The sequence below is a fragment of the Agarivorans sp. JK6 genome, from assembly GCF_045277145.1.
GTDB classification, from domain to species: domain Bacteria; phylum Pseudomonadota; class Gammaproteobacteria; order Enterobacterales; family Celerinatantimonadaceae; genus Agarivorans; species Agarivorans albus.
The window spans coordinates 79,998-100,506 of the sequence record NZ_CP113525.1; the positions used below are offsets into that span (position 1 = coordinate 79,998).

At 45.0% G+C, this 20,509-nt stretch carries 23 protein-coding genes; 21 read left to right on the top strand and 2 right to left on the bottom strand.

The genetic code is table 11. The features are described 5' to 3' along the window. Positions 1–87 precede the first annotated feature (87 nt). On the bottom strand, positions 88–522 hold the full coding sequence (locus OV592_RS00375) for a hypothetical protein (protein ID WP_406610017.1): 435 nt from the start codon (positions 520–522) through the stop codon (positions 88–90). Between the two features lie 519 nt (positions 523–1,041). On the opposite strand from OV592_RS00375, the gene OV592_RS00380 reads away from it, so the two are divergent. The 18 genes from OV592_RS00380 to OV592_RS00465 all read left to right on the top strand — a co-directional run bounded on the left by OV592_RS00380 (position 1,042) and on the right by OV592_RS00465 (position 16,518). Continuing rightward, a complete protein-coding gene (locus OV592_RS00380; protein ID WP_406610018.1) occupies positions 1,042–1,326 on the top strand; it encodes a hypothetical protein in 285 nt (94 codons plus the stop codon). 136 nt (positions 1,327–1,462) lie between these two features. Next, positions 1,463–2,584 carry a hypothetical protein gene (locus OV592_RS00385; protein WP_406610019.1) on the top strand — a complete coding sequence of 374 codons (1,122 nt, stop codon included), beginning with the start codon at positions 1,463–1,465 and terminating at the stop codon, positions 2,582–2,584. 12 nt (positions 2,585–2,596) lie between these two features. Next, positions 2,597–2,971, top strand: a complete 375-nt coding sequence (locus OV592_RS00390) for a hypothetical protein (RefSeq protein WP_406610020.1) — start codon at positions 2,597–2,599, stop codon at positions 2,969–2,971. A 120-nt stretch (positions 2,972–3,091) separates the two neighbouring features. Continuing rightward, complete coding sequence (ubiE, locus tag OV592_RS00395) at positions 3,092–3,844, top strand: bifunctional demethylmenaquinone methyltransferase/2-methoxy-6-polyprenyl-1,4-benzoquinol methylase UbiE (protein ID WP_016400028.1); 753 nt, start codon at positions 3,092–3,094, stop codon at positions 3,842–3,844. Between the two features lie 9 nt (positions 3,845–3,853). Then, on the top strand, positions 3,854–4,453 hold the full coding sequence (locus OV592_RS00400; RefSeq protein WP_016400027.1) for an SCP2 domain-containing protein: 600 nt from the start codon (positions 3,854–3,856) through the stop codon (positions 4,451–4,453). Continuing rightward, complete coding sequence (gene ubiB / locus OV592_RS00405; RefSeq protein WP_406610021.1) at positions 4,450–6,078, top strand: ubiquinone biosynthesis regulatory protein kinase UbiB; 1,629 nt, start codon at positions 4,450–4,452, stop codon at positions 6,076–6,078. The genes OV592_RS00400 and ubiB overlap by 4 nt, the downstream gene beginning before the upstream one ends. 45 nt (positions 6,079–6,123) lie before the next feature. After that, positions 6,124–6,360, top strand: coding sequence for a Sec-independent protein translocase subunit TatA (gene tatA, locus OV592_RS00410; RefSeq protein WP_016400025.1), 237 nt, complete (start codon positions 6,124–6,126; stop codon positions 6,358–6,360). Between the two features lie 2 nt (positions 6,361–6,362). Further along, on the top strand, positions 6,363–6,746 hold the full coding sequence (gene tatB, locus OV592_RS00415) for a Sec-independent protein translocase protein TatB (protein ID WP_152783942.1): 384 nt from the start codon (positions 6,363–6,365) through the stop codon (positions 6,744–6,746). Positions 6,747–6,749: 3 nt separating this feature from the next. Continuing rightward, positions 6,750–7,490 (top strand): twin-arginine translocase subunit TatC, encoded by a 741-nt coding sequence (gene tatC / locus OV592_RS00420; protein WP_016400023.1) that lies wholly within the window; start codon positions 6,750–6,752, stop codon positions 7,488–7,490. Beyond that, positions 7,468–8,277 carry a TatD family hydrolase gene (locus OV592_RS00425; RefSeq protein ID WP_406610022.1) on the top strand — a complete coding sequence of 270 codons (810 nt, stop codon included), beginning with the start codon at positions 7,468–7,470 and terminating at the stop codon, positions 8,275–8,277. The genes tatC and OV592_RS00425 overlap by 23 nt, the downstream gene beginning before the upstream one ends. A 175-nt stretch (positions 8,278–8,452) precedes the next feature. Then, positions 8,453–9,367: a hypothetical protein gene (locus OV592_RS00430; protein WP_406610023.1), complete on the top strand. Its 915-nt coding sequence runs from the start codon at positions 8,453–8,455 to the stop codon at positions 9,365–9,367. Beyond that, a complete protein-coding gene (locus tag OV592_RS00435) occupies positions 9,364–11,307 on the top strand; it encodes a methyl-accepting chemotaxis protein (protein ID WP_406610024.1) in 1,944 nt (647 codons plus the stop codon). The genes OV592_RS00430 and OV592_RS00435 overlap by 4 nt, the downstream gene beginning before the upstream one ends. A 318-nt stretch (positions 11,308–11,625) precedes the next feature. After that, on the top strand, positions 11,626–13,860 hold the full coding sequence (locus tag OV592_RS00440) for an alkaline phosphatase (protein ID WP_406610025.1): 2,235 nt from the start codon (positions 11,626–11,628) through the stop codon (positions 13,858–13,860). 45 nt (positions 13,861–13,905) lie between these two features. Then, the gene (locus tag OV592_RS00445) at positions 13,906–14,382 is read left to right on the top strand and encodes a DUF3299 domain-containing protein (protein WP_406610026.1); all 477 of its coding nucleotides are present in this window, start codon (positions 13,906–13,908) and stop codon (positions 14,380–14,382) included. A gap of 73 nt (positions 14,383–14,455) precedes the next feature. Then, positions 14,456–15,112 carry an FMN-binding negative transcriptional regulator gene (locus OV592_RS00450; protein WP_406610027.1) on the top strand — a complete coding sequence of 219 codons (657 nt, stop codon included), beginning with the start codon at positions 14,456–14,458 and terminating at the stop codon, positions 15,110–15,112. Next, positions 15,105–15,740: a DUF1294 domain-containing protein gene (locus OV592_RS00455; RefSeq protein ID WP_406610028.1), complete on the top strand. Its 636-nt coding sequence runs from the start codon at positions 15,105–15,107 to the stop codon at positions 15,738–15,740. The genes OV592_RS00450 and OV592_RS00455 overlap by 8 nt, the downstream gene beginning before the upstream one ends. Beyond that, on the top strand, positions 15,737–16,207 hold the full coding sequence (locus OV592_RS00460; RefSeq protein ID WP_406610029.1) for a GNAT family N-acetyltransferase: 471 nt from the start codon (positions 15,737–15,739) through the stop codon (positions 16,205–16,207). Before OV592_RS00455 ends, OV592_RS00460 begins: the two co-directional genes overlap by 4 nt. 110 nt (positions 16,208–16,317) lie before the next feature. Further along, positions 16,318–16,518 carry a hypothetical protein gene (locus OV592_RS00465; RefSeq protein ID WP_406610030.1) on the top strand — a complete coding sequence of 67 codons (201 nt, stop codon included), beginning with the start codon at positions 16,318–16,320 and terminating at the stop codon, positions 16,516–16,518. Between the two features lie 43 nt (positions 16,519–16,561). On the opposite strand, the gene OV592_RS00470 is transcribed toward OV592_RS00465, so the two are convergent. Next, positions 16,562–16,984, bottom strand: a complete 423-nt coding sequence (locus OV592_RS00470) for an organic hydroperoxide resistance protein (protein WP_152783924.1) — start codon at positions 16,982–16,984, stop codon at positions 16,562–16,564. 121 nt (positions 16,985–17,105) lie between these two features. On the opposite strand from OV592_RS00470, the gene OV592_RS00475 reads away from it, so the two are divergent. The 3 genes from OV592_RS00475 to OV592_RS00485 all read left to right on the top strand — a co-directional run bounded on the left by OV592_RS00475 (position 17,106) and on the right by OV592_RS00485 (position 20,508). Then, positions 17,106–17,552, top strand: coding sequence for a MarR family winged helix-turn-helix transcriptional regulator (locus tag OV592_RS00475; RefSeq protein ID WP_016400011.1), 447 nt, complete (start codon positions 17,106–17,108; stop codon positions 17,550–17,552). Between the two features lie 132 nt (positions 17,553–17,684). Continuing rightward, the gene (locus OV592_RS00480; RefSeq protein WP_406610031.1) at positions 17,685–19,022 is read left to right on the top strand and encodes an MATE family efflux transporter; all 1,338 of its coding nucleotides are present in this window, start codon (positions 17,685–17,687) and stop codon (positions 19,020–19,022) included. Between the two features lie 214 nt (positions 19,023–19,236). Next, positions 19,237–20,508, top strand: a complete 1,272-nt coding sequence (locus OV592_RS00485) for an O-acetylhomoserine aminocarboxypropyltransferase/cysteine synthase family protein (RefSeq protein ID WP_406610032.1) — start codon at positions 19,237–19,239, stop codon at positions 20,506–20,508. Position 20,509: the final 1 nt, after the last annotated feature.

The following is a 20,509-nucleotide window of genomic DNA, read 5'->3' on the forward strand; positions in this document are numbered from 1 at the left end:
CCTGTTTAAGCTGGGTTTTGTTTACAAAGGTCGAGCGGGAAGCAAGATTGTTAACAATCTTTCAGGGCTAGTTAACTGGGGGCTTAGTTAACTAATGTGCAATTGAGATATTACTGATGAGGGAACTTCTACTTGCCAGTCTTTAAATTGCTGCAAACAATGTTCAATAGTGCTTAGTTGTACAAATTTGCAATTGTGCTTAGGCACCTCGGCATGGGCTTGCTGTTTTAAGTACTCTAATATGCCTGAGTTAGGAGCTAGGTAAATGCAGTGGCCGAGTTGATTTTGCAAACACCAAGCTATTTGTTGTTGCATAATAGGTAGGCTTTCTGGGGTAAGAAATTGCCAGTGGCGAATATCAAAAATAGCCGCCCAAGGTTTAGGGCCAAATTGGCTCATTTCCTGTTGAACGTCTTTGCGATATTCCTTGGTGGTGGTGACGTTCCAGCTATCATAAAGTTGTGCCAGCAAGAATCCTTCTTGAGCGTGCAGTTGGTAGTAACCATGACTGGCTGGATGCATTCAAACCTCGAATTAATTGCTTACAGCGGTAAGGATGTTAATTAACGCGTATTGCCTTCATTTCTCTTATTAAACTAGTAAATCAAACTAACTGCAAATCACTAGGCTAATTGTAATTTAAAACAAATTTTTTAGTGTTTTAATCTGAAATAATCGTTTGTTTTTAGTAGATATTCTGCTGCTTAAAGCGCTGACAAAAAACTTGAAAAATTTTTATTAAGCAGCTTGTTATTTAAGCAAGCTCACGCTATGTTATGCCTTCAATCAATTACTGCATAGGTCGAGGCAACAATGAAATATTGTTTATGTTCAGCATATCGCTCAGCCCGACTTCTGTCTTTTATCTCGGTTCGCGTTGGTCACAATAAACCCGCGATGCGAAATGTAAGGCTATGCAGCTAATTTAAGATTGAGTTACCTACCAATTTTACCCGAGCTGCGAAGTGTCGCAGTGAAGGAATTCCAAATTTAACCCTATCTTAACTGTGTCACTTCGCTCTCTATCAAGGAGAACGAGACATGATGTCACTTAAAATTCGCGTACTAAGCTTTACTGTAGAGTTGTTATTGCGCTACCAAACACATTTAGAGGTTCAGCAATGGCTTAAGCAACAACGCCAACAAAGCTGGCGAGTAGAGGGTATAAATTCCCACATTGCTAAAGATATTGGTGCCGATCCCGATGGTCGATTTAGGGCCAAAGTTAAGCAAGCTGAGCCAGCCACTAAAGCTAAAGAGCTTAAGCAGCAAACTAGCCATAAAGCTTGGCGCACACGACAGAAAACTGTGAAAATAGAGACGTAAACTAAGCGCCCTCCGGGGCGCTTTTTTATGAGCAACATACAGGGGTTGCTGAAGCTAAACCTGATGCTGTGCAATAACTTAACTATAATCTTCCTAGATTGTAATTTGTGTGTGACTCAAAGCTATGGATGGTTTGATGAATAGATGGATGTTACTTAGCTTGCTATTACTTAGCGTTGCGGCTTGGTCAAGTGACAAGGTTCGTTTAAGCGATTATGGCATCCCGGATGATCTTCCTGACAATGTTGTGAGCTCTATGGAGCAAGGGCTCGCTTACACTATGATTCTTAATGTGGATGCGAGTGAGGGTGACGAACATATTCATGATGTGGTCTATGTGGTGTTTGAACCAAACAGTGAATACGGCATAGATTTATACCTTAAATACGATAAAACCCGCAGTGGAATCAGTTCAGAAAAATACTATCGGCAACTACTTAATGAGGCGATGAAATTACAGCATCGTTTAATTACCTTAGGTAATCGTTACGACCCAAATTCAGTAAAGCTTATTGAGCAAACAGAGCAGCATACTAAGCTTGGTTATCGCTATGAATCCTACGGTTTGCCGCAAGATATTGCTTTTATGCGTCACTTGGATGCAGTTGCCACCATTGAACAAGGGCAACTAAAACGTATCGAACTAAATAATCGGCAAGCCTTCGACCAGAGTTTTCGCCGTGTTAATGAATACCGGCAGTCTGTGGAATTTTTCAAAAATGAATCCAATCAATACATCATGTCGCGCCGCAGTTTGAGCTTTTCAGGCACCCACTTTTCTAAGCCTTTTAAAGTAACCCTAGAGGGGGAGTTCATTTCTTATCGTTTAGCCAGTGGTGAAGAGGTGGTATTGCGGCCCGAGTTGGCTGTAGATATCAATGATGAACGTTTTGAAACAGTAAGAGTAAAACTTGATCGAACTTTCCCTATTTGGGGCAAAGAGGTACGCAAACGTGGTTACGACTTACCGATGCCATTTGGGGTAATGCTCACCTATAGAACGCAATCTAACTTTCTCGATTTCACCAGTTTTACCATAAATGGAAGTCGTGCCTTTGAGGCTATTTTTGACCCCGAAGGTTCTAACGGCAATATTGATACCGATGCTTTCACCCTGCGCGCTGACATGTTTGTGCTGCCATTTTTAAATGTGTATGGCGTTGTGGGTAAGATTAAAGCAAAAGCAGACTTAGTGATTGATACCACCAAGCTGGGCGAGATACTCATCCCACAGGGTAAGTTGGTGATTCCGCTATAGCTGAACAACACCATGGCTGGCTTGGGTGCAGTAAGCGCGGTGGGCTATAAAAAGTATTTTGCCTCACTCAATGTTACTTACGCCATTTCGGTCACTGAAGAGGCAGGCACCAATACGACCACATGGGTGATGCAGCCCATGGTGGGTTATCAGTTCCCTGATTATCGTGCGCGAATTCTGCTGGGCGCTGAGTACCAAGATTTAAGCTCTAGTATTTCTGGCTCTCTCAGCAGTGATTTTAATTATGATATTGGCATTAAGTCGGAAAAATGGGCTGGTGTGGTGGGTGTACACAAAGAGATTGGCAGCCAATTTGAAACGGTGCTGATGTATTCAAAAGGCCAGCATCGTGATGCGATAACCTGGGGTTTTGGTTATCGTTTTTAGATGTGAGTAGATACTAGCTCATGCTTTCTACAAAAAACTAACAGTGGATCTAGCGCAAGTGTTGGAGCATTAGCTCAGCTACAGTACACTAGCGACACACCGCATAAGTAGGAAGCAAACATGAGCGCTGAGCAAGACACTACCCATTTTGGCTATAAAACCGTTAATCGCGATGAAAAGGTAAACCTTGTCGCTGATGTATTTCATTCGGTTGCAGCTAAATACGACGTAATGAATGACCTTATGTCGGGTGGTATTCACCGTTTATGGAAGCGTTTCACTATTGATTGCAGCGGCGTTCGCCCTGGTCAAAAAGTCTTAGATTTGGCTGGTGGAACCGGCGATTTAACCGCTAAGTTCTCACGTATTGTGGGCAGTAAAGGCGAGGTGGTATTAGCCGATATTAATGACTCGATGCTCAAAATGGGCCGCAGCAAATTGCGTGATAAAGGTATCGTAGGCAATGTGCGCTATGTTCAAGCCAATGCCGAAGCCCTGCCATTTCCTGATAATACCTTCGATGCGATCACCATTAGCTTTGGCCTGCGTAACGTTACCGATAAAGATGCTGCATTGCGTTCTATGTATCGCGTGTTAAAACCTGGCGGACGCTTACTGGTGTTAGAGTTCTCGAAGCCAGAGCTTGAAGCAGTGAGCAAAGTCTATGATGCTTATTCTTTCCATTTATTACCTAAAATGGGCCAGCTGATTGCCAATGATGCCGAGAGCTATCAATACTTGGCAGAATCTATTCGTATGCATCCTGACCAAGACACGCTGAAAGAGATGATGCAGCAAGCGGGTTTTGAAGGTGCGGAATATTACAATTTAACCGGTGGTGTAGTTGCGCTGCATCGTGGTTATAAGTTTTAAGAGGCCGCTATGCCCTTATCGTCTTTAATTAGTGCTGGTGTAGAAGCTCTGAGCAACCAAGTATTGGCGCTGGATGAATCTAGTGAAGCGCGCCGTGGCCAATTAGCGGGTAAAGTGTTGGCGATTAAAATAACGCCGCTACCGTGTTTTTACTTCGTGATTAGCGAACAGCAGCTGGATGTGCTTAATCAATATGAGGCGGAACCCGATTGCAGTTTAAGCATGTCGTTGTTTACCTTGGCTGAGTTAAAACAAGCCGACAAAATTCCTAGTTTAATTAAACAAGATAAGTTGCAACTTGAAGGTGACATTAAACTTGCTCAACAGTTTGCCGATTTGTTTTTGCAGCTAGACCCAGATTTTGAAGAGAAACTATCGCAGCGCATTGGCGATGTGGCCGCTTACCAAGTGGTATCTAAAAGTCGCACGGTGGCGCAAGCGCTTAAAAGTGTATTGAATAAAACTCCAGCAAAGATAAATGAAATAGCCAGTGAAGAATGGGGTTTGCTGGTTGGGCAATTGGAATACCAAAGCTGGCAGCAGCAAGTTCAAGCCATGAGTAAGGATCTCGATAAACTAGCCTTGCGCATTGAGGGGCTAAGTAAATGACGCCCAAGGAGTTTGCGCGCTTTCGTCAAATAAACCGCACCCTTTGTCGTTATGGTATCGACCAACTGTTACCTAAGCGTTTTTGGCCTTGGCCGTTACGTTTACTGCGCAGTATGGTGTTTTGGTGGCGTAATCAGCATAAAAATGACTCTGCTGGTGCCCGTATTCGCATGGCGATGGAAGAGTTAGGGCCAGTATTCATAAAATTTGGCCAAATGATGTCGACTCGTCGCGACTTGTTACCGCCCGATATCGCCGATGAGCTAGCTTTGCTGCAAGACCAAGTGTCCCCGTTTTCTGGCGAGCTAGCGAAACAACAAATTGAGTTGGCTTTAGAACGCCCCATCGACGAGCTGTTTGATGACTTTGATATGCAACCCTTGGCATCAGCCTCTATTGCCCAAGTACATACCGCCACATTAAAAGAAAATGGCCAAGAGGTGGTGCTTAAAGTTATTCGCCCTGGCATCGAGCAAACCATTCTCTCAGACATTGCCTTAATGCAGCGGGTTGCTGGCTTCTTTGCCCTATTTTTTGCTGATGGTCGCCGCTTACGTCCAAAAGAAGTGGTAGAGGAATACCGAAAAACCATTGTTGATGAATTAGACCTAGCGCGCGAAGCTTCTAACGCCATTCAGCTACGCCGTAATTTTACTGACGCAAAAGAGCTGTATGTTCCAGAGGTGTACAGTGATCATTGCCGCAAGACCTTGTTGGTTATGGAACGCATTTACGGTATCCCTGTTGCCAACATTGATGAGTTAGTAGCGCAAAACACCAATATGAAACTATTGGCTGAGCGTGGTGTGGAAGTGTTCTTTACTCAGGTATTCAGAGACAGCTTTTTCCATGCGGATATGCATCCAGGGAATATTTTTGTATCACGCGAGCACCCAGAAGACCCGCAGTACATAGGTATTGATTGTGGCATTGTGGGCACCTTGAATAAGGAAGATCAGCGCTATTTGGCCGAAAACTTTCTGGCTTTTTTTAATCGCGATTATCACAAGGTGGCCCAGTTACATGTAGATTCGGGTTGGGTACCGGCAGATACCAAAGTGGAAGAGTTTGAAGCTGCAATTCGCACCGTGTGTGAGCCTATTTTTGCCAAGCCGCTGTCAGAGATTTCCTTTGGTCACGTACTATTGAATTTGTTTAATACTGCGCGCCGCTTCAATATGGAAGTTCAGCCGCAGTTAGTATTGTTACAAAAAACCTTGTTATATATAGAAGGTTTAGGGCGTCAGCTTTATCCAGAATTGGATTTGTGGGCAACCGCTAAACCCTTTTTAGAACGTTGGATGCGCAAACAAGTGGGGCCAGAGGCAGTATTTACCGCCTTTAAAGAAAAGGCGCCTTACTGGTTGGAAACGCTGCCGCATTTACCAGAGTTGGTTTATGATAACCTGCAATTGGCAAAGCAACAGCAGCTTAAGTTTCAGCAATTTACCGCACAGTATTTGCAGCAACAAAAGCAGCGCCAGCGTAGTTTAATTTTAGCCTTGGCAGCCGCTTCAAGTTTGATTTCGGCAGCTTTGCTTTATCCAAGTTTACCGATTGTATCGATAGCCTTGGCAATAAGTAGTGGGTTTGTTGGGTTAATGAGTTGGCGACAACTAAAATAGATATATAGCCATTGTGGCTAAGCAGAATAGGAAAAGGAAAAACAGATGGGTGGAATTAGTATTTGGCAACTGTTGATCGTAGCGGTAATTGTGGTGTTGCTATTTGGAACCAAAAAACTGCGTAACATGGGTGGAGACCTAGGTTCTGCAGTAAAAGGTTTTAAAAATGCCATGAACGACGATGAAAGCAAAACGGCTGAAAAATCTACACCAGAACAACTTGCTCAAAACAAAGAGCAAGCCGAAGAAACCGCTAAAAGCAAAGACCAACAGCAAGGCTAAGCATGTTTGATATTGGGTTTTGGGAGTTAATCCTTATCTCGGTGATGGGCTTAGTGATACTAGGCCCAGAACGCTTGCCAGGCGCTATTCGTAGTGTGTTGGCGGTGGTGCGTAAGGTAAAGCAGTCGGTCTCTTCGGTAACTACCGAGCTTAAGCAAGAGCTTGAGCTAGACGAGCTTCACCAAAACCTTAAAAAAGCCGAGCAGCAAGGTCTTGAGTCGCTTAATGGTGATTTAAGTGAATCTTTCGAAACCTTAAAAGCCCGCGCCGAATCGGTGACTCGCCCTTATCAAAAGAGTTCACCCGAGCAAAATCAACACGAGGCCGACACGGTAACCATGCCGAGTGATCCGCCACCTGAATCCAGCCAAGAAGATAAAAAATAAGCTATGAGTGACGCCCCTGCGCAGCCCTTAATTGAGCATCTAGTTGAGTTACGCAATCGCTTGTTACGTGGAGTATTGGCTTGTTTGCTGATTTTTCTCTGCCTAGTGTATTTTGCTAACGACATTTACGCTTTGCTCGCCGAGCCTTTGTTAAGCGTAATGCCAGAAAACGCCAGCATGATTGCAACCGATGTTGCTGCGCCGTTTTTTACGCCGATAAAACTAACTTTGGTGGCCTCGGTATTTTTAGCTATGCCCTATTTGTTAGCGCAAGCTTGGGGCTTTATTGCACCGGGTTTGTATCAACACGAGCGCAAGCTGCTAATCCCCTTAGTGTTTGGCTCAGGCTTGTTGTTTTATGCAGGCGTGGCGTTTGCCTTTTATGTGGTATTTCCACTGGCATTTGCTTTTTTCACTGCGGTCGCGCCCGAAGGCGTAACCATTGCCACCGATATTTCCAACTATTTGGACTTTGTCCTTAAGCTGTTTTTTGCTTTTGGTTTAGCCTTTGAAATTCCCATCGCTACCATGTTGTTATGTTGGTCTGGCGCCACCACGCCTGAAAAGCTGCGCAGCAAGCGCCCTTACGTAATTGTGGGGGCCTTTGTGGTCGGCATGTTGCTAACTCCACCAGATGTGATTTCACAAACCTTGTTGGCGTTGCCAATGTGGTTGCTGTTTGAAGTGGGATTGTTCTTTGCGCGCTTTTATGTGCGTAAAGATGACGAAGAAGCGCAAGCTTAACGTACCCATGTTCGATATTGCACTAAACCTTACAAGCTCGCAGTTTGATAAAGACCGTGATGAAGTGATCGCTCGCGCCCAACAAGCCGGGGTAAACGGCATGTTGTTGTTGGCTAGCGATATGGATGAAAGCCTCGCGGTTAGCGAGTTGGCTTTGCAGTGGCCTGGCGTTTGTTATGCCACGGCAGGTGTGCACCCTCATGATGCAAAGTCGGTAACTATTGAGCAATTACAACAGCTTAAACCTTTGCTTGCACAACCACAGGTGCTGGCAGTGGGGGAGTGCGGCTTAGATTTCAACCGTGACTTTTCGCCGCGCCCGCAGCAAGAAGCCATTTTTGAAGCCCAGCTAGTTTTAGCCGCCGAGTTGAACATGCCGGTGGTAATGCATGAACGTGATGCCCATCAACGCTTTATCGATATTCTTACACCTTGGCGAGATAAGCTTCCCGGTGCAGTGTTGCACTGTTTTACCAGTGATAAAGCCGCACTAAAAGCGTGTTTAGATTTAGACTTATATATTGGTATCACAGGCTGGGTATGTGATGAACGCCGTGGTGAAGACCTGCAACAGCGCGTAACCGAGATCCCTAACGATCGCTTATTGCTAGAAACCGACGCCCCTTATTTGTTACCTCGCGATTTGCGCCCAAAGCCGAAAAGCCGTCGTAACGAACCTTGCTATTTACCCCACATCTATCAAAAAGTCGCTGATTTGCGCGAGCAAACGGTGGCCGATTTACAGCTGCACACTCAGCAGAACATAAAACGCTTACTCAATCTCTAAGCTGATATAAGTCATTCAATTGTCATCTTTTTATGACTAACATCATTTATTGGTTTGGCTCTTGCTTGGCTTTATTCTTAAAAGCTTTCTATGCTTGAAAGATAAATCTGAAACTCATCGTAAGCTTTAATCAATTTGGCTATGAATAGCAGTTCAGGGAAGAGAAAAAACTTTGATGATTTTATCACTTATTGTTAAACCGTGGCGTAGTGTGTGGGTGTGTTTGTTATTGATAAGCCCTAGCAGCTTCGCAGCGATTGTTAATAACAACCATTTGTTTCAAAAAACGCAGTTTATTAGCGAGCAATTGCAAGCCATTCGCTCAGCCAAAGATTTAAGTGAATTACAGAGCGAACCACAGATATTTGCCGATAAACTAGCAGTGCATTTGGTGTTTAAAACTCGTCAGCTAAGTGCTTTGGCAGCTAGCTTATTAAGTGCGCAAGGTTTAAACCCAATAGAGCCTAAGCCAGTGGCTTATAGTGTAATTCGCCCACGCAGTGTAATGCCTTATCTAGAGGAATTAGAGCTGCAATTGAGTCAAGTGATGACTAAGTTGGGTGTACCCGCAGGGCCAGAAGTCGAGCGACCTTTGGGGAAATCGGTTAACGATGTATATCAACAGTTGGTGCTCATCGAGTACCTGTTTGAAGGTTTGGTCGAGAGAGATTCACTGCAAGACTTAGCCAACAACGTCAATAAAACCCAAGCAGAACTGCTACTTATCAGCCAAGCCCGAGAACTACCTTTGCAGTTTTCCGGTGAGCTAAGTGTGAGCGGCAGAGAGCTAACAGATGTAAACATTGTTGCCTTGCAATCTTGGTATTTGCTCGAAAGACTGTTTCGCCAACTGGCTATTGAGCCTAGCAAACCGGGGCGTTTGCCGGCCGGAGAGTCTAGCGCTTATCAACTTGTGGATACAAGTGTGAATATACTGGCCGAGCTGCATCGCGCTAAAACCATTCTACAAATAGAAAAAGACAGCCCGCCCAAGCAAGTAAACGCCTATTCCGATGCTAATCAAGCTTATGCTGCCTTTGTAAGTTTGCGCAGTGGCTTGTTGGTAATGGTAGGAGCGGCAGCCTTATGATGGACAAATTAAACCTAAGCCAAAAAATTGCGCTTATCCCTGTGGGCATAGTGTTGCTGCTTGCGCTGATGCTGTGGAATAGCCATTACTCGCTTAGTGGCGTAGAGCAACAAGCGGTAGAATTCTCCGATACTGTTGAGCCTAGCGCCCGCTTAGCTGGTGAGCTGTCGGTGAATGCCTTGCAGCGTCTGGTTCTGCAATCGCGCTATAGTCAAACAGAAGATCCGCGCTTGTTGCAGCAATACCAGCAGTTGGCAGAGCAAGCCCAAGCTTTGGCTAAGAGCCCATATTTGGCAGCCTTTAATAATGCCGAGCAAATAACTAACAACAGCCAATTGTTGGATCAGCACTTTGCTGATGAACTGGTGCCGCTGTTAGCCGAGGTGAGTAGCCTCGAGAACACCGTGCTGCGCCAGTTAGTACCGCAAGCCTTAGCTAAAACATCGGATATTCATGCCACCTTAGATCTTCTTAACTCAGGGCGTTTACCTGCCTTAACCGTGAGTTTAGCGAATCATATTCAAGCAGCATCTATAGGATTAATGAGTCACTTAAATCGCCGTGATAGCCGCAGTAAAGATCAGTTTTACCTGGAGTTGTTTGGTGCAGAAAATGATCTTATCGACTTGAAAAAGGGCTTAAACAGAGAGCACCACAAAGCCTGGATTATTGAAGTAGAACAGTATGTTGGTCAGCTCTCTATTGCTGCCAACAGCATTTTTGAATTGCTGGAAGAACAACAACTACTGATGGACGATTTGCTTAATCCCGCCGCAGAGCAAGTGGTAAAAGGGGCAGGAGATAGCCAGCAAACACAATGGCAAATTTTGGGAGAATCTAGCCATGCCATTGCCCAGCAGCTGCACCAAACTGCGCGCACAAGCTTGGCTTTTGGTGTATCAATTGTATTTATTTCGTTGTTGCTTGCATGGGTGATTACCCGATTTATTCGCCAACCGGTGGTTACCATGGTGCAAGCCATGCAGGCGATTGCCCAAGGAGATGGGGATTTAACCCAGCGTTTAAAAGTTAAAGGTAAAGATGAACTAGCGCAGCTGGCGGCGGCATTTAATCAATTTATTGAGTTGCTGCAAGGCACGGTTACCAGCATTAACCAGCATGTTGCCACCTTGAATGAAGCGGCCAATCAGCTGAACCAGTTGGCCCAGCAATCTAAGGGGCAAGTCGGTCAACAGCAACAAGTTGTTGCCGAAGTAAGCCAGCATATTGGCAGCTTGTCGCAAGGTTTTAATGAAGTGGCCAATCATGTACGTAATGCCGATCAGTCGGCAATTGCGATTGATGAAGCGTCAATGCAAGGAAATACCCTGACTCAATCGGCTACCAATGAAATTAAGCACTTGGTGAGTCAAGTAGATACAGCCTCGGTAGATATGCGTGAATTAGCGCAAAACAGTAAAGACGCCAGCAAAATCTTAGAAGTGATTAACGGTATTGCCGAACAAACTAACCTGCTGGCGCTAAATGCTGCGATTGAGTCTGCGCGCGCTGGTGAGCATGGCCGTGGCTTTGCGGTAGTTGCCGATGAGGTGCGCAACTTAGCTAAGCAAACTCGTGGTTCAACCGATCAAATCGAACAGATGATGAGTGACTTAGTGAAAGGCGCTGAAAAAACCGAGGGGCAAATGCAACAAGGCAAAGTGCAAGCTAACACCAGTTTTGAACTGATGTCAGAAATGCAGCTCTCAGTAGAGAAAACCCATCAATTGGTAAGCGACATCACACGTTTGCTTGATGATGTAAGTGCGGCTTGTGATGCGCAATTATCAACCTCTGAAACAGTGGTTAGTGAAATGCAAGATATTGAGTCGGCAGCTCAAATGAGCTTAGAAGGTACCGAACAAACCGCAGAGCAAGCCAAAAAAGTAGGCCAACTAAGTAGCCTCATTCAAGCCAGTATTGCTAACTTTAAAGTGTAAGAGTGTAAACCAAGGGAAGCTGGTTTCGCGTCTCCCTTGGTTTTTACTATTAACCTGGTCTGTCACAATTATTTCTTATTTTTTATTTCCTACTTTATGAAAATGTTTTCGATTCATTTTGAAAAGCCTTTCTGATCTTCTCGCTAGTTTAATCTTTCTCTTTTTGATCTTTAAGTGAGCTTAATTGCTCATTTACTTTGATGGTAAACCGCTTTTGATTCATAGGCTTAATATAAGTGTCATTATTCGCAGCTAGCTTTCCCGCGGTATTTATTTCGATGTATCCGCAAGTTAATTAGTACTTATTGAGGAAATGTAATGCGTTTAGGGAAAGTATTAAAAGTAGTTGCAGGGGTGTCTATCGCATCTGCTGTAGTCGGTTGTAATAGTGATACCGAATATGTGTATCTCGATCCACCCATCGCCGACAGCATTGACTTAGGGCCGTTTAAATGTAGCGATGAAGAAATTGCTGCCGACGCCAACAAAGATTGTCGCTTGTATATCAAGGGCTCTATGAATAGCTGGTCTTCGCGCCCAGAAGCTCAGTTACACTACCAAGGCGACGGTGAATACATTGCCTTATTTAGCATGCAGCCAGGTGAGTACTCCTTCAAAATCTCTGACCCAAGCTGGAGTGCCGAGCGCGACTTAGCGATTGGTGAAGACGCCGATGCTGAAGTGGTATTTGATATCCCAATGGAATTGCAGCGCAAGTACGACGACTTTGGTAACCAAAACATGGATATCACCGTTGCCGACGATGAAGATCAGGTATTTCGTTTTACCCTTGATGCTTCGGCCACCATTGACAACCCAACATTGTTGATTGAAAACATCACCGATAGTGACGTTGATAATTTAAGCCAAGCTATGTACCTAGTAGGCACCTTCAATGATTGGATCGCCGACGAAAGCAGCCAATTTAGCTATGCCGGTGCAGGTAACTACCAGTTACAAATGAACTTCGCAGAAGCCGGTACCATTAGCTTTAACTTACACCAAGGCATCGATTCACCATTGGTTTATGGCTCTTTAGATAATCAGCCAATTAGCTTAACCGAAGGTGAATCTTCACTGACAACTTACCCAGGCGGCAAAATGTCGGCACAGGTAGAAGCGGGCAGCTACGTATTTTCACTGTCCACTTTGGGTGATGGTCAGCAAGCTGTGCCACTTACCTTGGCAAAAGTACGTGCAGTGGTTGGCCACGACACCGTAACTGTGGCTAATTTGCCTACCAGCTTAACGGCAGACGGCAGCACCTTTGCGCAAAGTTACCACTGGGACACAGAAGGTGACATGAGCGTTACCCTAACTGACGATGATAGCCAAACCATTAGCGACATTCGCAAACTGGCCAGTGCAGATGCGACAGGCCGTTACCAAGTAAACTTAACCACCAATCAAGGTTTAGCGACTCAAACCAGTTCTAGCCAAGAGATTGATGTGATTGATCTTGAATCAGCCAACAACATTGTATTGATGATTGGTGACGGTATGGGTTACGGGCAAATTGATATTACTCGCGCCTACATGGGTGAAGCCTTATTCCTAGAGTCTGGTAAGCATCGCGGCGATATTAAAACTGCCAGTGCCGATACCTTGGGTTACGAGAACTTGGCAGAGCTAGGCATGAACTATTACACCGATTCAGCGGCGGCAGCCACGGCAATCTCAACTGGTCGTAAAGCCATATCTGGCACCATTGCACAAGCTCGTCCGGGAGATGGCTCTGATTTAGAAACCATCATGGAATATGCGCAAAAGCAGGGCAAATCGGTAGGTATTGTGGCAACGTCACACTGTGTTCACGCAACGCCTGCGGCCTTTGTTTCACATGGTCCAAATCGAAATGATTTTGTGACGCTTTCAAAAAGCATGTTTGGCGATGTAAAACCTAACGTAGCCTTATGTGGTAGCAAGCAAGTTGATGGCGTAGATGTGATTAGCCAGCAAGCTGACTTAGGTGGCTACACTATCGTGAAAAACAAAACCGATATGATTCCTGCAGTAGCGGCTTTACCTGCTAACGACCCAAATGCAGAAATTCTCTTTGCAGGTATTTTTGGTGAAGATGAAATTCCTTACATATTGCCTTTGGGAGATCAAAAAAGTTACGAAGAGCAAGACATTCCACAGTTGAATGAAATGACCCAAGTAGCGATTGAAATCTTATCGAAAAATCCAAATGGCTTTGTATTGATGGTGGAAGGTTCACAAATCGACTTTGCTGGCCACCTCAACGATGAAGAGCGCTTAATTCACGAAACCATTGCTTTTGATAAGACAGTGGAAGAAGTGGTTAATTGGTCTGATTTACGCAGCGACAGCATGGTAGTTGTAACCGCTGACCACGAAACCGGTGGTTTGGTGCTTGAGAAAACCAACGGTATCGGTGTTGTACCAGAGGTAAGTTGGAAGTGGGGAAGCCACACTAACGTAGATGTACCTATTGCATCTTGGGGCCTAAATTCACACGCCTTTGTGGGTCGTACGGTAGACAATACCGCTATTTACAATGTTATGCGTGGCGCTTTAGACGCTAACTAAATCTCTATGCTAAGCCCGGCACAAGTCGGGCTTAAAGGTCTTTTTATGTTGCGTATTATATATTTAAGTTTACTGGTTTTGCTTAGCCCTAGTGTGTTGGTTGCGGCGAACCCATGGCAAACACTCATTCCTGAGCTGGAGCGTGGTCAAAAGCCCGCACCCATCAATCATGAGGTGCAGTTAGATGAACGTGCCCCACAAATTAAAACTGGTGGCTTAGTTCATGCTCTAGATGGGCAAAACATGCGTATGCCCGGTTTTATTGTGCCGTTAGAAAGTGATGGCAACAAAATCACCGAGTTCTTTTTAGTACCATTTTTTGGCGCGTGTTTGCATTTACCACCGCCACCACCTAATCAAATTATTCACGTTAGTCATCCCAAGGGAATAGATATGATAGAACCATGGGAAGTGGTTTGGATTAGCGGAGAAATGCAGGTAAAAGCTACCGATATAGAGGGCTTGGCTAGCGCAGGTTATGCCATGACCTTATCGAAAGCGCCCGAAATGTACACGCCATAATTGCCCAACTAAGGCTAGTGTAGCGCTCCCGTTCCGTGAGAGTATTTAGCAGAACAATAGGGAGCAACACTACGTGCATATACCAACGCATTTTAAGCAACAAGATTGGCATCAAATATCTACGCTAATTAGCGAATATCCTCTAGCCTGTATTAGTACCGTTAGTGAAGCGGGTTTAGTGGCCGATCACGTACCTCTACTGCTGGCTAAAAATGCTGATGATAGCTGGTGTTTGCAGGGGCATATTGCTCGTATTAATCCTTTAGCAAAGCGTTTACTTAATCCTCTAGCTGCTTTGGTGGTGTTTCAAGGGGAAGATGCTTATGTTTCTCCCAATTATTACCCTTCAAAACTAAGTAATCCAAAGGTAGTACCTACTTGGAATTACCAAGCTGTGCATGTTAATGGGACCATGACTAAACAAGATGCTCTTGCTTGGAAGCTAAGTTTGTTGCAAAGGCTAACTGAGCAAAACGAGCGAGCACAAAGTCAGCCTTGGCAAGTGAGCGATGCACCCGATAAATTTATTGAACAGCTAAATAAAGCCATTGTTGGTTTTGAAATAAGCATTGATAGCTGGCAAGCGCAATTTAAACAGAGCCAAAATCATAGTGTCGAAAATCAGCTTGGCGTTGCTAAAGGACTCGCTAATACCAATCCGCTAATGGCAGAACAGATTGAGCGCTTTGCCCAAAACTTGGCGAGTAAAGTCCGAGGTGAAAATGGCTAAAGCAAAATTGGCCTCGTGGAATCGGGCTAAGGGTTTTGGCTTTCTCAGCTTGAATGGTGAGTCTAAGCAGTTGTTTGTGCACATAAGCAGCTTTACCGATAAAAAACTCGACCCAGAAAAGTTAGTTGGTCATTGGTTTAATTACACCTTAGCTAAGGATAAGCAAGGCCGCCCTTGTGCTAAGCAGCTGCGTTTAGTGGGTAGTAAGCCGGCATTTTCTAATAAGCCAAATGGTTTAGCTAAGCGAGCTGGCATGGCTGCTTTAGCCTTTTTTGTTTTATTGCTTAGTTTGGTGCTATTGCAAAAACTGCCACTGGCTTTGTTAGTGTTCTATGTAGTTATGAGCGTGGTTACTTTTGCTTTATACGCCCTAGATAAATCGGCAGCGCAAGCGGGTCGCTGGCGCGTTCAAGAGCTCAAGCTGCATGTGTTTGCGCTTATTGGTGGCTGGCCAGGTGCGATGTTCGCCCAACAAACGTTGCGGCATAAAACTCAAAAGCAGTCTTTTCGCTGGGGTTATTATTGTACGGTGCTACTCAATATAGCGGCTTTAGCTTATTTGCTTAGTCCCAATGGCGAACCGACGTTGCTAGATTTTAATCAAGCCTTGTCGAGTTTATTGCCATGATGGTCACCATCACTGCTTACACCGATGAATATTGCCAAGCAGTGGCCGATTTGTTCACCCAAGCAGTGCATGCCATTGACGATGAGCTTTATTCTAAGGAACAAAAAGCTGCGTGGGCGCCGCTAGATATAGACTATTCTCGCTGGCAACACCGTTTGAAAAGTAAACGCTGTTTTTTAGCCTTAGCTGATAAGCAGCTATTAGGATTTATAGAGTTAGAAGGTGATTACATAGATTGTTTCTATGTTGCACCAGAGCATCAAGGAAAAGCAGTGGGCCAAGCGCTATATCAACATGTTGAAAGCATTGCTCGAGAACAAAAGCTTGCTGGGCTGCGGGTAGATGCCTCATTGGTGGCCAAAGACTTTTTTGTCAAACAAGGCTTTGCTGTTGTGTCGCATAATCAGTTAGTTCGGCTGGGGATAAGTCTGCAAAATATTAGTATGTACAAGGGTTTCTATTCTTAAGCAACCAGCTAAGCATTGACGAATAGACTTGCTGACAATTCTCATAAAGAGTTTGTTGAGAAAGTTGCCTAATATAGTTGCTTAAGCGCAGTGTGAGGGAGAATTTAGCAATGCGAAGTACCCTAATCATTCTTAGTTTACTGATAACCAGTGCTTGCAGCCAGCAGCAGGCCTACCATGCCATGCAGGGCAACCAGCAACGACAGTGTGACAAGCAAACTAATCATCAAGATTATTTAAGCTGTATGGACGAAGCCGACGTGAGTTATGAAGAATATCAGCGGCAGCGACAGGCTTTGTTAGACAAATAGTGAAAAAACCAAGCCTAAGCTTGGTTTTTTATTGAGCAGCGGCTTATAAGGCGGCGCCATTTACTGACAGTTTTACATCAATATTGCCGCGAGTCGCGTTTGAATACGGGCAAACTTGGTGGGCCACTTTTACCAACTCTTCTGCTGCAGCCTGTTCTAATTCAAGCTCTACCGCAAGCGAAACGGTTAGCGCAAAGCCGCCGTTGTCGTTAGGACCAATGCCTACGGTAGCGGTTGTAGGGGCAGATTTAATGGCCACTTTACCTTCTCGAGCCACATGTAAAATAGCGTTAGAAAAACACGCTGCATAACCTGCGGCGAAAAGCTGTTCTGGATTAGTGGCTTCGCCGCTTCCGCCCATCTCTTTTGGATAGCTTAATGCTAAATCTAGTTTTTTATCGTCGGTACTCACTTGTCCATTGCGGCCGGCTAGTGCAGTTGCTGAAGTTGTGTATAGCGTTGTCATAATCGTTACCTTTTAATTTAAGTTGTGCGCAATTTAATTGTTTGCAACTTTAGTTGAGGCGAAAACGAAATGCAAGTATATTGTGCACAATTTATTTTTGGTGAAACATTAGAGTGCAGTGATGAGTAAACAGCAAAACCATGTAGCTAGCCTGAGTTTAGATAAGCAATTGTGCTTCTCCCTGTACAGTGCTTCGAACGCAATGGGACGGGCTTATCGTCCCTTATTGGATAAGCTGGATCTTACTTATTTGCAGTACATTGTGATGATGGTGCTGTGGGAGCACGATAGCGTAAGCGTGAAGAGCTTGGGTGAACGCGTTCACTTGGATTCAGGCACCTTAACCCCGCTATTAAAGCGCTTAGAGGCTAAAGGTTTAGTGCTTAGAGCCAGGTCTGAGCAAGACGAGCGAGTAAGAGTTATTAGCCTTACACCGCAAGGTGTGGCACTGCGTGAGCCAGCCGAAGCAATCCCTCAAGCCATGTTATGCCAAGCTGATTTACCGCTAGAAGAGTTGCAAGCACTTAAAGCCGGTTGTGATCGCTTGTTAGCGAAGTTAATGAAATAACATGCACAGCTTTTAAGGTTTATTGAGGCTTCGCAGCAAATTTAAGAAAAATAACAATTAAAGTGAAAATCGTAAGCTTATAAGTGCTTTAGCTGGTTACAATGTAGTGTTGCCCAACACCGGAGCCGAAGTATGCCGCAAGCCGCAGTAAATAAACTCAAATTGTTTAGTTTGGCGTGGCCTATTTTAATTGAGCAGCTTACCAGCGGCATTGTTGTAATGGCCGATATTTACTTTCTTAGCCTTTTAGGGGAAGAGGCCGCCGCGACAGCGGGTTTATTGATGCCTTACCTATGGATTGGCTTTTTTGTACTGCCCATGCTCTCTACTGGCGGTACGGCTGCGGCCTCTCAATATTACGGGGCGAACAAGCTTGATAAAGTCGTGCCGGTATTTATGACTAATGTGGTGTTGCTGGGCTTGGCCGGTCTAGCATTTAGTCTGTTTACCTACCTTAATTTCGACAATATCGCACTTTGGCTTAACTTCCCTGTGCAGATGCAAACTTACGCGGAAGAGTACTTAGCCATTATGGCCTTCACCTTTGGCTTCTTTGGGTTGCGTTGTGCTTATGGCTCAATTCTAGCGGCTAAAGCAATGACCAACTGGAACATGTTGGCCTCGCTGCTCACCAATGTGATGAATATATTTTTAAATGCGACGTTCTTCTTTGGTTGGTTTGGGCTTGAGCCCATGGGCTTAAAAGGTATCGCTTTGGGCACTGTGCTGTCTTATGCCTTTGCTTGTGTGGTTGTAATGCTGATTGTGCACATAAAAGCGCAAGTAAGCTTTGAGTTTACGTGGGCGATATTGCCGCGCATGCGTGCAGTGATAAAACCATTGATTAAAATTGCTATTCCCTCAGCAGCCGAGCCTGCTAACTACACTTTGCAACAAATCGTAGTGGCGGGAATATTGGCGAGTTTAGGTGTGCTTGCGGTATCTTCTTATACTTTTGTTCTGCGCTTTTTGTTTATTTCTATGGCGGTGAGTTGGTCTTTGGCGGCCGCTGGGCAAATCATCATGGCTCACCACATGGGAGCGAGAAAGCTAGATGAAGTAGACGCCACATACAATCGCTGTATTAAGCTAGCCATGCTGTTTGCTTTTGCCAATATGAGCTTATTTGCGTGGTGTTATCAGCCCTTAATTAGCTTGTTTAGTGACGACCCTCAAGTTGCATTCTATGCCAAATGGTTGCTGATTATTTGTATCGTGATGGAGCCGTTTCGGGCGATCAATATTGTAGCTGGAATGGGCTTAAAAGCGGTGGGCGACGGCAGGTTTGCCGCCACTGTTGGGGTTGCTTTTATTTGGGGCGTGGTGCCCATTATTTATCTTTGCTCTATCTCTTGGCAGCTTGGCATTATTGGCGCTTGGGCCTGTTTTGCTTTAGACGAAGTTATCCGCGGCCTGATTAATCACTGGCGCTGGAAGACCTACCGTTGGCACAACATGGGCATAACCTAAGTCGCTGACAAAAATTAGCTCGAAAGATAAACAGCCCCTAGTGATGGATCACAAAGCGCGATACTTCTATTATCTTTTGTAGCGTAGTTTAGGCTACAACTAACACTTTACGTTGATCCTCGGTTTATTGCTGCTGGCCAGTAATAAATGGAATTGCCGCAGTATTTGCAGCGGCAGACAGGGTTGTTTTATTCCTTTAGCAGCGAGAACAGTAATGAAATTAGAGTCTTTAGCACTTCATCATGGTTATCAATCGGAAGCTACCACTAAAGCGGCCGCGGTGCCTATCTATCAAACTACGTCTTACACTTTTGATGATACTCAGCATGGTGCCGATCTGTTTGATTTAAAGGTTCCGGGTAATATCTATACCCGTATTATGAACCCTACTACTGACGTGCTAGAGCAGCGGGTTGCAGCTATGGAAGGAGGCATTGCTGGCCTTGCTTTGGCCTCTGGCATGGCTGCCATTACCTACGCGATTCAATGTATCTGTGAAGTGGGCACTAATATCGTAAGCACTAGCCAGCTGTATGGCGGCACCTATAATTTGTTTGCCCACAGTTTCCCTAAACAAGGCATTGATGTGCGCATGGTATCGGCAGACGATTTCGCTGGGTTTGAAGCGGCTATTGATGAAAATACTCGCGCAATTTTCTGTGAGTCTATTGGTAACCCAGCAGGCAACGTAGTTGACTTGGTTAAGTTAGCCGAAATTGCCCACAAACACGGTCTACCTTTAATGGTTGATAATACCGTTGCTACGCCGTTTTTATGTCGGCCGATTGAACTGGGTGCCGACATCGTTATTCACTCATTAACTAAATACATTGGCGGGCATGGCACCTCTATTGGCGGCATTATTGTTGATTCTGGCAAGTTTGACTGGGTGGCGAATAAAGAGCGCTTTAAAATCTTAAACGAGCCAGATCCGTCTTATCATGGTGTGGTGTATACCGAAGCGCTAGGCCCTGCGGCCTACATTGGCCGCTGTCGCGTAGTACCACTGCGTAACACTGGTGCGGCTATTTCACCGATGAACGCCTTCCAAATTTTACAAGGTTTGGAAACGCTGGGTTTACGAATGGAGCGTCACTGTGAAAATGCCGAAAACTTAGCGGCTTACCTTAAGCAACACCCTAAAGTGGAGTGGGTAAACTACGCTGCACTGCCTACCAGCCCTTACAATGAGCTGTGCGAAAAGATTGTTGGTGGTAAAGCCTCTGGCATTTTGAGCTTTGGTATTAAAGGTGGAAAAGAAGCTGGTGGTCGCTTTATTGATGCCCTAGAAATGATTCTGCGTTTGGTGAATATTGGTGACGCTAAATCGCTTGCTTGTCACCCAGCATCCACCACTCACCGTCAGTTAAATGATGAAGAGTTAGCAAAAGCAGGTGTAAGTGCCGATTTAATCCGTATCTCGGTTGGCATTGAAAACATCGGTGACATCATCAACGACGTTAGCCAAGCGCTCGATAAAGCTTAAG